We start from the raw sequence: 11221 nt of genomic DNA, 5'->3' as shown, positions 1-11221 counted from the left end.
TAACGGGATTAAAGGAGAAAGTCGATTTTTGATTAAGAAAGGAATCAGGCGATAAGGTTTTGTCAGTACTAGTAAAGGAGATAACATAACGCCAAGGCTGGTTTAACGACTCATCACCGTCGACATGCAAAACCGACATCGGCGCTTCCAGCCCGTCAACCGTTAAGGTATAGCGATTATGACTAACGCCATCTAAGCCCGCCATTAAATCGCTAAACCCGCCACCGAGTTGACCCAAAAGACGATTAAGTTCGTTTGACATGTTTCCCCCCTGTTATTTCTAAAATTAATACCGTCTACTTTTTATTATGCGATTGGTTTATCGCTATATCATTATTTTTATGCTGACTATTTTCAATGTAAGCGATAATGCAAACAGAGTATAAACGATTTTAACGCAAAATTTAACTTTTTTAATCAATATCTTTATTTAATATGAATAATTTCAGTTAGTTAAAACGGTAACTGATAGCGGTTTAATCCCTTTATTAAACAAGCGATTTAAGCAACGTTAGGCTTTATCGATAAAAAATTTAACTTATTAAATTTAAAATAATTTTATTCTGAAACGGTATAGACTCCTGAATATTTTTTACAAAATTAATCTATTTTAATTTGTTTAAGAAGAGTGATAAATTTCAAATAAAGCAAAAACTCATTAATGGATCGGCTACACTAATTCATACAACTTTTTTAAGGGGTAAGGTAAACTTATCACAACTAAAAAAGGAACAAATATGAATAAGATTAAACACAAAAGACGAACATTCACTGATTATTTTAAACACCAAATGGTCAGTCTTTATCAACATGGTAAATCACGTAGTGAAATCGTTGCACAATAGGATTTGACACCATCAGCATTGGACCGTTGGATAACGCAAGCAAGCCAAAGTGGCTTATTTAAAACAAAAGATAATCGTAGTCCACAAGAACAAGAGTTAATCGCTTTGCGCAAAGAGCTTAAACAACTCCGTATGGAAAACGATATTCTAAAGCAAGCAGCACTGATAATAGGGCGAAAATCGCTATCCTAAAAGCAAATCGACATCGTTATAGCATAACAAAACTATGTCAATATTTAGGATTATCAAGACAAATAGAATCAAGGAGCGCGACCAGATCGATGTTTTTTGATATGTGAAAAATGGAAGAAATTATTAACCTTAGATTTATTCAAAATAAAGCAATAAAAAAGCCCGCAGATAGAAAATTAACAACAAATCAGCTATGATATAGCACCTATAACAGTTAGCGATAAAATGACTAATAAAGAAGTAAAAATCGATTACTTTCTCATTAAGCAACACCTATTTTTTATTTAGGAATTTTGAAAATATGACTTCTAATAACGCCCAATCAATGACCGGAACGCAACAACGCGATCAACTACAACGCCAAATATGGAAAATTGCCGACGAGGTTCGCGGTGCTGTTGATGGTTGGGATTTTAAGCAATATGTTTTAGGTTCATTATTTTACCGATTTATTAGTGAAAATTTTGCCAATTATATTGAAGGTGGTGAAGAAGGTATCGATTACAGCACATTATCCGATGATGTCATTACCGATGAAGTTAAAAAAGACGCAATAAAAACCAAAGGCTATTTTATTTATCCTAGCCAATTATTTTGTAAAATTGTAGCTCAAGCCAATACCAATTCAAGTTTAAATACTGATTTGGCCAATATTTTTAATGCGATTGAAAGCTCAGCTAATGGTTACCCGTCAGAAAGCGATATTAAAGGATTATTTGCCGATTTTGATACTACCAGTAACCGATTAGGTAATACCGTTGCCGATAAAAACAAACGGTTAGCGGCGGTACTTAATGGTGTGGCCGAACTGGATTTTGGTGATTTTGCCGACAATCAAATCGATCTGTTTGGCGATGCTTATGAGTTTTTGATCTCTAATTATGCCTCGAATGCTGGTAAATCTGGTGGTGAATTTTTTACGCCACCGAATGTGTCGAAATTGATCTCACAATTAGCCTTACACAAGCAAACAAAGGTCAATAAAATCTATGACCCAGCGGCAGGTTCGGGTTCTTTATTATTACAAGCGAAAAAACAGTTTGATGAACATATCATTGAGGATGGATTCTTCGGTCAAGAGATTAATCATACCACCTATAACCTTGCTCGAATGAATATGTTTTTACACAATATCAACTATGATAAATTCGAAATTGCTTTAGGCGACACGTTACTTAATCCAAAGTTTGGCGACGAAAAACCATTTGATGCAATCGTTTCTAATCCACCCTATTCAATTAAATGGATTGGCAGTGACGATCCAACCTTAATTAATGATGACCGATATGCGCCCGCTGGCGTACTAGCACCAAAATCGAAAGCTGATTTTGCCTTTATTATGCACGCACTAAGTTACCTGTCCGAGTGTGGACGAGCTGCGATTGTTACCTTCCCGGGGATATTTTATCGTGGTGGTGCAGAACAAAAAATTCGCAAATATTTGGTCGATAATGATTTTGTTGAAACTGTAATCTCGCTCGCACCCAACTTATTTTATGGAACATCGATTGCGGTTAATATTTTGGTGCTTGCCAAAAATAAAACCGTCAAAACGACACAATTTATTGATGCCAGCAAACTGTTTAAAAAAGAGACCAATAATAATGTCCTCACGGATGATCATATTCAAGAAATTATGCAAGTATTTGATAGCAAGCAAGATATCGAATATTTTGCTAAATCGGTCGATAATCAAACCATTGCGCAAAATGACTATAATCTATCAGTCAGTTCGTATGTTGAAGCCAAAGATACCCGTGAAGTGATTGATATCACCCAGCTTAATGCCGAAATAAAAGATACGGTAGCTACAATTGATAGCTTACGCTCTCAAATTGACGCAATTGTGGCGGAGATTGAGGGATGAACTCTAGCATTATGAAAAAGCTACTTAGGAATTCCGCTGTGGAATGGAAAACTGTTGCGGATATTTTTACTTTAAAAAATGGCTATACCCCAAGTAAAGCGAAAGAAGAATATTGGGAAGACGGTAATATTCCTTGGTTTAGGATGGAAGATATCCGTGAAAATGGAAAAATACTTAATCATGCTTTTCAACAAATTAACCAATGTGCTATAAAAGGAGGAAAGTTATTTCCTGCAAATTCAATTATAATAGCTACATCTGCAACAATAGGTGAGCATGCTTTAATTACTGTTCCATATTTATCTAACCAAAGATTTACCAATTTAAGTTTAAATGTTCAATACCAAGAAACATTTGATATTAAGTTTCTTTTTTACTATTGCTTTTTATTAAGTGATTGGTGCAAGAAAAACATTACAAAATCAAGTTTTGCATCGGTAGATATGAAAGGTTTTAAAGAGTTTCCAATCCCCATCCCCCCTCTACACGTTCAAACCGAAATCGTCCGTATTTTAGACACATTTACAGCCCTCACAGCAGAGCTTACTACACGGCAAAAACAATACAACTATTATCGTGATAAATTGTTGACCTTTAAAGAGGATGAGGTTGAGTGGAAGACTTTAGGGGAGATTTTCTATTTAAAAAATGGATACACACCAAGCAAATCAGAATCTAAATTTTGGGAAAATGGTGATATTCCTTGGTTTAGGATGGAAGATATTCGAGAAAATGGGCGAGTTTTAAATGATGCATTACAAAAAATCAATAAAATAGCTGTAAAAGGTGGAAAGTTATTTTCTGAGAATTCAATTATTATTTCTACATCAGCAACTATAGGTGAGCATGCTTTAGTTACCGTTCCTTATTTATCAAATCAAAGATTTACAAATATAAGTTTAAAGGAAGAATATCAAGATCATTTTGATATCAAATTTGTTTTTTATTATTGTTTTATTTTATGTAATTGGTGTAAAAAGAATACTACAGTATCAAATTTTTCTTCCGTAGATATGAATGGCTTTAAAAAATTTAAATTTCCCATTCCCCCACTCAAGGAACAAGCTCGTATTGTCGAAATCTTAGATAAATTCGATGCGCTTACCAACTCAATCACCGAGGGTTTACCGCGTGAGATTGCCTTACGCCAAAAACAATATGAATATTATCGGAATTTATTATTAAACTTTCCGAAAGTGCAAGAATAATAAGATAGAGTTATAAAAAAATGAATGCCACATTAAGGAATATTGCTGAAAAGCTGGATAAAAACAATAGAAAAGTCCAATTAATCTATGCCTTTAACGGCACTGGTAAAACACGTTTATCTCAAGCTTTTAAGAATTTAATTATATCGCAGTGTAAAGATGATAAAGAGAATAATGCAGCCTTAACAAGGCACAATATCCTGTACTATAACGCTTTTACTGAGGATTTATTTGCTTGGAATAATGATAAACACCAAGAGGGTGAACATCAATTAATCATTCAACCTAACTCATTTACTGACTGGATTTTAAAAGACCAAGGACAAGACCAAAATATTGTTCGTTACTTTCAATCCTATACTTATCAAAGATTACTGCCACATTTCAACGAGGATTTTTCTGCTATTACTTTTTCGCTAGCAGGCGATAATGATCAGCGTATTGATAATATTAAAATCTCTAAAGGCGAAGAAAACAATTTAATTTGGAGTATTTTTTTTACACTGATTAACTTAGTTATTGCAGAGCGCAATATTACAGACAAAAGCGAACGTTCGACTAATGAATTTGACCATTTACGCTATATTTTTATTGATGACCCCGTCAGTTCATTGGACGAGAATCATCTTATTCAATTGGCGGTAGATATTGCCCAATTAATCGAATCCAGTGAATTCGAATCCAGTAGAACTGACATTAAATTTATTATTACGACCCATAACCCGCTGTTTTATAATGTGCTTTATAATGAATTAACTTCAAAAGATAGTTATATTTTAAGACGATTTGAGGACGGCAAATTTGCATTAGAAGAGAAAAAAGGCGATTCAAACCGTAGTTTTTCCTATCATCTTTATTTAAAACAGTTGCTGCAAGAAGCGGTTAAGGAAAATAAAATTGAAAAATATCATTTTACCCTATTACGTAACTTATATGAAAAAACCGCCAGTTTTTTAGGCTATCCGCAATGGTCAGACTTATTGCCTGGCGATAAAAAACTTTACTTAACACGGATTATCAATTTTACAAGTCATTCAAAATTATCCAATGAAATGCCCCCTGAACCTTCCGAGCCTGAAAAGCAGATTGTTGCCTTTTTACTTAATCATTTACTTAAAAATTATAATTTTAAATAGTTGGAATAGAATATGACGACTTATACAAAACCAATTGCCGAAACCAATAGCTACATTATTTTAGATAACTACAACAAGCTTGAAGAGACAGCGGCTGTTTATCAGACTGAAACGGATTTAGAAAACGAATTTATTCATGATTTAACTCGACAAGGCTATGAATATTTACCGAATTTAAATACGCATGAAAAATTATTAGCCAATATTCGCGAGCAATTGCAAACACTAAACAAAATGCAATTTACCGATGATGAATGGCGACGTTTTGTATTAGAGTATTTAGATAAACCCAATGAATCGATGATCGATAAAAGTCGCAAAATCCACCACGATCATATTTATGATTTTGTTTTTGATGATGGTCATATCCAAAATATCAAGCTGTTAGATAAAAAAGATGTCGCCAATAATAAATTACAAGTTATCCGTCAATTTCAGCAAACTGGCAATTATGCAAATCGTTATGATGTGACGATTTTAGTGAATGGCTTGCCACTTGTTCAAGTTGAATTAAAAAAGCGAGGTATTGCCATTCGTGAGGCCTTTAATCAAGTGCATCGCTACAGTAAAGAGAGTTTTAATCAAGACAATTCACTGTTTAAATATTTACAACTGTTTGTTATCTCAAATGGCACTGACACGCGCTATTTTGCTAACACCACTAAGCGCGATAAAAACAGCTTTGATTTTACAATGAATTGGGCCAATGTTAAAAATGAACCGATAAAAGATCTAAAAGACTTTACTGCCACCTTTTTTGCCAGCCGCACGCTGTTAAATGTGTTACTGACTTATTCGGTGCTTGATGTGAATGACACATTGTTAATTATGCGCCCTTACCAAATTGCCGCCACCGAGCGTATATTGTGGCAAATCATTAGCGCTTATCATGCCAAAAAGTGGAGTAGCTTACAAAGTGGCGGTTTTATTTGGCACACAACAGGATCAGGCAAAACATTAACCAGTTTTAAAACGGCGCGCCTTGCAACCGAATTAGAATTTATTGATAAAGTCTTTTTTGTGGTGGATCGTAAAGATCTAGATTATCAAACCATGAAAGAGTATCAAAAATTTTCAAAAGATAGTGTCAATGGCTCAAATAGTACCGCTGGGCTTAAGCGCAATATTGAGAAAACCGATAATAAAATTATTGTCACAACGATTCAAAAGCTTAATAATTTAATGAAAAGCGACGATAGTTTAGCTATCTATGATAAACATGTGGTATTTATTTTTGACGAAGCGCACCGCTCCCAGTTTGGCGAAGCGCAAAAAAACTTAAAGCGTAAATTTAAAAAGTATTACCAATTTGGTTTTACTGGCACGCCGATTATGTATACTAACGCAATCGGAACACAAACCACAGCAGATGTTTTTGGTCGTGAACTGCACGCTTATGTATTAACCGATGCAATTCGTGACGAAAAGGTACTAAAATTTAAAGTTGACTATAATGATGTGCGCCCTAATTTTAAATCGATAGAGCAAGAACAAGATCTCGAAAAACTTAGCGCTGCTGAAAATAAAAAAGCACTGCTCCACCCAAACCGTATTGAGCAAATCACACAATATATTTTGAATAATTTTAAACAAAAAACCCACCGCTTAATGGGCAAAGGTAAAGGGTTTAATGCCATGTTTGCAGTAAGTAGTGTCGATGCGGCTAAACTCTATTATGAATCATTCAAAAAATTACAAAAAAATGCCAATCAGCCATTAAAAATAGCCACCATATTTTCTTATTCTGCCAATGAAGAACAAGATGCACAGGGTAATTTTGCCGATGAAAGTTTTGAAACCGATGCCTTAAATCAAAGTGCTAAAGAGTTTTTAGCTGCTGCGATAGCAGATTATAATCAGATGTTTAAAACCAACTTTGATGTTAGTTGCGATCAATTTCAAAACTATTATCGTGATCTGTCTTTAAAAGTAAAAAATCAAGAAGTCGATCTATTAATTGTCGTTGGCATGTTCTTAACTGGCTTTGATGCGCCAACGCTCAATACGTTATTTGTCGATAAAAACCTACGATATCATGGGTTAATTCAAGCCTTTTCACGTACCAATCGTATCTATAATGCCACTAAAACCTTTGGCAATATTGTGGCATTCCGTGATTTAGAACAAGCTACCATTGATGCGATAAAAACATTTGGTAAAAGCAATACTCGTGAAGTGGTGTTAGAAAAAAGCTTTAAGGAATACATGGAAGGGTTTACTGATAAAAACTCAGGCGAATTGCACCATGGCTATTTAGCTATTGTTGCTGAATTGCAAGACCAATTCCCACGTCCTGACGAAATTATTACCGACAAAGATAAAAAAGCATTTGTTAAATTATTTGGCGAGTACTTGCGTGCTGACAATATATTACAAAATTATGATGAATTTGTTGCATTAAAAGATTTCCAACAATTAGATATGACTGATGAGCAAGCGGTTTTAACGTTTAAAAACAAGCATTATGTGACTGATGAAGATCTGCAAAAAATGCAAGCTTTTAAACTACCAACTGATCGCGCCATTCAAAATTATCGTTCAACTTATAATGATATTCGTGATTGGCTACGCCGAGAAAAAGAAGCCAATCAACAAGATCAGCAAAGATTTGACTGGGATGATGTGGTTTTCGAAATTGATCTATTAAAATCACAAGAGATCAATTTGGATTATATTCTTGAGTTAATTTATGAACAAAACAAGCAAGAAAAAACCAAACAAGACATTGTTGAAGATGCTCAGCGATTAATTCGGTCAAGTTTAGAAAATCGCGCTAAAGAAGAGCTAGTTGTTGAATTTATAAAACAAACTGATCTTGACGCTATTCCAGATAAGGCCTCGATTATTGATGCATTTTTCTTATATGCACAGCAAGAGTTACAGGTAGAACTAAATACCTTAATCGAAGAAGAAAATTTGAACGAAGCAGCCACAAAACGCTATATTGCCTCGTCGTTAAAGCGAGAGTATGCAACTGAAAATGGCACAGAGCTGAACGAGATTCTACCTAAAATGAGTCCACTTAATCCTCAATATTTAATTAAAAAGAGCCGTGTCTTTGAAAAAATCGCCGCATTGGTTGAAAAATTTAAGGGCGTTGGTGGTAGAATTTAATTGTTAACAGTTAAATTCGCTAATAATTAAAGGAAGATGAATGATCGATTTCTTATTCATCTTCCTAATAACTCATCACTCAAGCTTACTTTGAGTGATTTTGTATACAAAATCTTGCATGTTCATAATGATAAATGATTTTTGAAAAATCAAAAGGTTCACCTGATGAAGTATAAAATATTTCTTCAACACAAAGTGCTGGCTCACCGGCTTGCAGTCCTAAATATTGCGCCATTTCAGCATCAAGCTTTATCACTTGCATATACTTATCAGAAAAGCCAATATTAATATTATAATTTTCTTGAATATAATTAAAAATTGAATTTTCAACGATCTCTTTATTTAAATAACAAATTAACTTTTTGCGATAATACGATTGCTCTAAACCATATAATTTACCTTCAACGTAACGTAGTCGTTTAATAAAATAAACTTCTTCCTGATCATCACATTGCAGATTCTCTTTCACTTTGGAACAGGGCTTGATAATATCAACATTAAAAACTGTCGATGAGCCATAAACATCTTCTAAATCAACGGTAAAACCATGACTTTGTAAAAAATTGAGGTAGCCTCTTTTTTTGCGTTCACGAACAAAAATGCCACTGCCTTGCACTTGATAAATAACGCCTTGTCGTTCCAGACAATTGAGCGCTTTAATAATTGTGCTACGGCTCACCTGATACTGATTAATCAACCCCTCAATATTGGCAAGTTGAGTGCCTTTAGCTAATTGCTGCTGATAAATCATCTGTTTAATTTTTTGGGCAACATCTTGATATTTAATCATTTATATATATTTTTATTGAATAAGTAATTTAACTATTATTTTATACAGATTAGGTTAACTTTTAAATTAAATGATATAAAAAGTCGATCTAGATCACAAACAATATAATTGGTCATTAACAATTTTGAAATTGTCTATAAGATAACCTTACTAAATTGCTTTTAGGAGTATTATGGATGTCATCAAAAATTAGAGATTATAACAAACTAGCCGTTGATATTTTAAATGAATTAGGCGGTGAAAAGAATATTGTCACCGTTTCTCGCTGTGCAACGCGTCTCCGTCTGGTTACCCAACATACACCAGAGCACGCAAAAGAGAACATTGCTAAATTGCCGGGTGTGATTACCGTTGTTGAAAAAGGTGGTCAAATCCAAGTGGTTATTGGTACGCATGTCGATAAAGTTTATAACGCTTTTACTCAACTAGTTAATATTGACAATAAAGTTGAAGCAGGAAATGATAGCAACATATTAAATCGCATCATTGCAACCATGTCTGCCGTATTTGCCCCTTTTGTTTATATTTTAGCGGCATCTGGGATTTTGCAAGGCATCTTGATTTTACTTAAATTGGCATGCCCTGAATTAGAAAAAACAGGCACCTTTGAGGTATTCAATTTCATCTCTTGGGCACCTTTTGTCTTTTTGCCTATTTTTATTGCTATTACCGCTTCACAGCATTTCCGTTGCAATCTTTATATCGCAGTTGCTTGCTGTGCAGCACTGCTATCGCCGACATGGGCTGAGTTTGCAAAACTAATAAGCGAGGGGCAAGAAATTGATCTATTTGGCATTGCGCTATCGAAAACCACCTATGCCTCAACCGTTTTACCACCACTGTTTTTAGTTTGGTTACTCTCTTATTTAGAGCGCTTTTTAGAACCTCGCCTACACAGCATTATAAAACCGGTTCTATTGCCATTGTTTAGTCTTGTCATTATGGTACCTTTAACATTACTTGTTGTTGGTCCATTAACCGCAAATGGAGCACAATACATTGCCAATGGCTATAATTGGTTTGTCAGTCTAGCACCTTCAATAGCTGGTGGGATTATCGGAGCCGTGTGGCAAGTTTTTGTTATTTTTGGCGTGCATTGGGGGATCACACCTGTTATCGTTGAAAACTTTAAACAGTATGGTCAAGACTCTTTCCAAGCGTTTCAAACTATTGCCGTTATTGGTCAAGTCGGGGCAGCATTTGGTTTTTATTTAAAAACCAAAACACAAGAGATGAAAGGCATTTCGTTATCCGCTTTTATCACTGGCTTATTTGGTATTACCGAACCTGCTATTTATGGCGTTAACTTACGTTTTAAAAAGCCATTTATTTATGGTTGTATCTCAGCTGCTTGTGGTGGTATTGTGGCTGGATTTGTTGCTCCTCACTATGTCGCTTATGCAGGTTTGCCAGGTCCTTTAACTATCGTCAATGCGATTAGTCCTAATAATCCAGATTCATTTATGGGTGTCTTAATTGGTGCGCTTATTGCTTTTTTTGGACCGGTAGTTTTAATCCAAATTCTGGGCACAGGCGAAACCTTACAAGATACAGTTAATAACCAAGAAAATATCAATATCGAAGATGATAACCCTAAAATTCTTCTTGATGAAGTTGACATTACAAGCCCAATGACAGGTCATGCTTTACCATTAAGTGAAGTGCCCGATCCTGCTTTTTCACAAAAACTTATGGGTGAAGGAATTGCAATTGAACCTACTGATAATCACGTTTATGCGCCTTTTGCTGCCGAGGTAACTGCGGTATTTGAAAATTCTAAACATGCCATTGGGTTAACATTAGATAACGGCGTTGAGTTACTCATTCATGTGGGGATTGATACGGTTAATTTAACCAATAATGAGTTTGCATATCACGTTGAATTACACCAAAAAGTGAAAAAAGGTGATTTGCTCATCAGCTTCAATCCTGAGGCAATCAAGCAAGCTGGCTACCCGTTAATTACCCCAATTATTATTGTTAATACCGATCAATACCAATTCATTTCATTAACCGATAAAACAGAAGTAACAGTTGATGATATCATATTTAAAATTAAGCAATAACAA

8 protein-coding genes are annotated in these 11221 nt (G+C 34.7%); 6 read left to right on the top strand and 2 right to left on the bottom strand.

Going from position 1 to position 11221, the window contains the following annotated elements:
* Nucleotides 1-262, bottom strand: a 262-nt coding sequence (locus ACYIAL_RS10555) for a hypothetical protein (protein WP_483751648.1), incomplete at its 3' end; no start/stop codon positions are given.
* Between the two features lie 586 nt (nucleotides 263-848).
* Between ACYIAL_RS10555 and ACYIAL_RS10550 the strand changes: the two genes are divergently transcribed.
* From ACYIAL_RS10550 to ACYIAL_RS10530, 5 genes are all read left to right on the top strand, one after another.
* Nucleotides 849-1037, top strand: a complete 189-nt coding sequence (locus ACYIAL_RS10550; protein WP_483751647.1) for a transposase — start codon at nucleotides 849-851, stop codon at nucleotides 1035-1037.
* Nucleotides 1038-1362: 325 nt separating this feature from the next.
* Entirely contained in the window at nucleotides 1363-2904 is a 1542-nt protein-coding gene (locus ACYIAL_RS10545) for a type I restriction-modification system subunit M (protein WP_483751650.1), read from the top strand.
* Nucleotides 2901-4112: a restriction endonuclease subunit S gene (locus ACYIAL_RS10540; protein WP_483751646.1), complete on the top strand. Its 1212-nt coding sequence runs from the start codon at nucleotides 2901-2903 to the stop codon at nucleotides 4110-4112. Before ACYIAL_RS10545 ends, ACYIAL_RS10540 begins: the two co-directional genes overlap by 4 nt.
* A 20-nt stretch (nucleotides 4113-4132) precedes the next feature.
* The gene (locus ACYIAL_RS10535) at nucleotides 4133-5248 is read left to right on the top strand and encodes an anticodon nuclease (RefSeq protein WP_483751645.1); all 1116 of its coding nucleotides are present in this window, start codon (nucleotides 4133-4135) and stop codon (nucleotides 5246-5248) included.
* A gap of 12 nt (nucleotides 5249-5260) precedes the next feature.
* Nucleotides 5261-8362: a type I restriction endonuclease subunit R gene (locus ACYIAL_RS10530; protein ID WP_483751644.1), complete on the top strand. Its 3102-nt coding sequence runs from the start codon at nucleotides 5261-5263 to the stop codon at nucleotides 8360-8362.
* A gap of 85 nt (nucleotides 8363-8447) precedes the next feature.
* Here the strand turns inward: ACYIAL_RS10530 and ACYIAL_RS10525 are convergent, their stop codons facing one another.
* Nucleotides 8448-9152 (bottom strand): GntR family transcriptional regulator, encoded by a 705-nt coding sequence (locus ACYIAL_RS10525; protein ID WP_483751643.1) that lies wholly within the window; start codon nucleotides 9150-9152, stop codon nucleotides 8448-8450.
* A gap of 176 nt (nucleotides 9153-9328) precedes the next feature.
* Here ACYIAL_RS10525 and ACYIAL_RS10520 point away from each other — a divergent pair, with 176 nt between their 5' ends.
* Nucleotides 9329-11218 (top strand): glucose PTS transporter subunit IIA, encoded by a 1890-nt coding sequence (locus ACYIAL_RS10520; protein ID WP_483751642.1) that lies wholly within the window; start codon nucleotides 9329-9331, stop codon nucleotides 11216-11218.
* Nucleotides 11219-11221: the final 3 nt, after the last annotated feature.

It is taken from the genome of Gilliamella sp. X-57 (assembly GCF_057063565.1).
The sequence above is the reverse complement of the archived record's forward strand: the minus strand, read 5'-3'. Positions and strand labels throughout refer to the sequence as shown.